Here is a 2,258-nt window from a genome sequence, read left to right as displayed (position 1 = left end):
GTGTATCTCGGCGGCTGCGTGAGAAAGCCGTTGCGGAGACAGTCCGGTCGATCGCCGGACGCGCCACCGGTCTTTTGCGCTGCAGGTCGTGGTCGGGTTCGGGGGTTGACGAACGGTGGTGATTTCGGACGGTCGGGTCTGTGGGGTGTCGGCGGCAGCCGGTGCGGGCGAGTTGGTGTCACGGGGCGCGGGAGGGTGTGGATGAAGGGTTGGGGGGACATCGACGGGTGGGACATCGATCCGGTCGGTGTCCAAACGGTGCTGGAAAAGGTCATGACCCTTTACGCGGGTGAGGACGGCAAGGGGAACGGTGGCCTGGTGAAGCAGGCCGGCCAGTTCGCGCAGTATGTGGATGACGCCGTGGCCGCCGCGTCGAGCGAGCCGATAGGTATCGCCCTGAGGGAATATGTCAAGGCCGTCAAACCCGATTTGAAGAGCACGTTCCACAAGGTGCACAGCTGTGTCAAGGGTGCCATGGACGCGACGAATGCGTATATGGATGGCGACATCAAGATGGCGGAGAAGGCCCAGAGGCGCGCGGTGGACGCCCCCAGCCCGCAGGCGGGTGGCCGATGGTAGCGGCGGCTGATCCGGGGGCTGATCCGGGGGTTGCCGTGCGGGTCATGGTGCTGGGTGTGCGCCGGAGGTAGGCATGGCTGATTCGCTCGGCCCGGACGATGTGATCGTCCGGGACCCTTCGGTCACTCCGTACGGTCCGTTCGTTCCGGAAAAGCCTCCTCCGGAGCCTGATCCAGATGATCCGGTCGATCCGTCGAGGATGCCGGTTCCGGATGTTCATCTGGCCGAGCTGGAAGCCGCGGGTCGCGCGTTGAAAAGGGTCGGGGAACGGTTCGCGAGGACCAGTGGTGATCTCGATTCGGCGTGGCGCGGCCTGTCGGCGTTCTACCGGGCGCTCGAGGCCTCGGATCTGATCGCCGCGACGCGGGACGTCCCGGTGACGGGAGAGCAGTTCGGGCATGAGGCCAAGACCGTCGGTGGGGCACTGCTGGCGTTCGTCGACGAGGTCCGCCCGATCGTCACCAGGCTGCACGGGCTGCGGGCGCAGGCGACCGACTTCCGCGCGAAGGTCGACGGGAACTGGGACGGGGATTTCGGTGACTGGCAGAAGAACGGGGAGTGGGTCAAGGAGAACAACCGGCTGAACGATGCCGCCATGGCGGCACTGGTGCAGTATCAGGAGGCCGAGCGGGCCTGCGCGAACAAGATCACCGCGCTCTTCGGTGGAACCCATTTCGCACCCGACACGCCACTGAAACACCGCGGTGACCATATCTACGGGCTGGCGGAGGCACCGAAGGGCGCACCCACACCGTGGGGGGCTCCACAAACGCGAGACAAACCCTGGTATGAAGACGTCGGAGACGGTATCTATACTTTCGGGTCCGCTCTGGTCACCTTCGGGCTCGACGCGATCGGCGGGCACGTCTACGGCGACCCTGACAGCTACGGCGGAGCGGGAACTTTTACTCAGTGGCTGGGCCGCCTGGAGGACAACTGGGGCGGAATTCTCGGCGACCTCGGCACGCTGGTGGGAAAGCTTGACGGGCGGATCGACGAGAACGGCGTCTACCACCAGGACCTGACCGTCGGACAGTGGTGGCACAACGTCAAGAGCGGCTGGAAGGGTTTCGCGAACTCTCTGGTCCCCTGGCAGGAATGGAACGACCGTCCCGGATACGTGATCACATCCGGCGTGCTGAACGTCGGATCGCTGCTGTACGGCGGGGCCAAGGGCATATCCAAGCTCAACAAGGGCCTGAATGACCTGCGGCACGCGTTCCCGAAGAAGACCGAGCCGAGCCTGGTACCACCACCGCCAGGGCCGGCTCCGCCGCCTCGTTTCGGCTTCACTGAGATCGATGTCCCTGAGATCGTCAAGCCCCGTTCCTTGGACCCTGTGGAAGGACGGGTCTTCGATAGCGCGGCCAATGTTCCGGGCGAACGTCTCGGCGCCGGCGACCTCATGCCCGACAAGGGGATGAAGTTCGACCGCCCACCGGCGATGAACGACCCGGCCGGGCTCAACAACGCCGCCGGCGCCGCCGACAGGCTCGCACGGATCAACGTCCGCGACCTGGCCGACGCACTCAAAGCAAACCCCGCTGCCGCCTCAGCTTCAGCCGCCGCTGCCGCACCTACCGCGGCAGGAGGACCCCCAGGACCAGCGGTGCAGGCCCAACCCACCACACCCGGGCCACCACCAGCCGCCCTCCCGACCGACGGAGGCGACATCCCCC

The 2,258-nt window shown here is 66.1% G+C and carries 1 protein-coding gene and 1 pseudogene; both read left to right on the top strand.

Going from position 1 to position 2,258, the window contains the following annotated elements:
- Nucleotides 1-201: 201 nt before the first annotated feature.
- Nucleotides 202-579: a DUF6507 family protein gene (locus F8568_RS46380; protein WP_151600544.1), complete on the top strand. Its 378-nt coding sequence runs from the start codon at nt 202-204 to the stop codon at nt 577-579.
- 73 nt (nt 580-652) lie between these two features.
- Nucleotides 653-2,258 (top strand): annotated as a pseudogene (locus F8568_RS46375) (hypothetical protein); the annotation flags it as partial.

The organism is Actinomadura physcomitrii (assembly GCF_008923205.2).
Classification (GTDB): Bacteria; Actinomycetota; Actinomycetes; order Streptosporangiales; family Streptosporangiaceae; genus Spirillospora; species Spirillospora physcomitrii.
The sequence above is the reverse complement of the archived record's forward strand: the minus strand, read 5'-3'. Positions and strand labels throughout refer to the sequence as shown.

Excerpts from the sequence above, each read along its gene's own strand:
- F8568_RS46380 (WP_151600544.1), top strand. The coding sequence starts at position 202 with ATGAAGGGTTGGGGGGACATCGACGGGTGGGACATCGATCCGGTCGGT.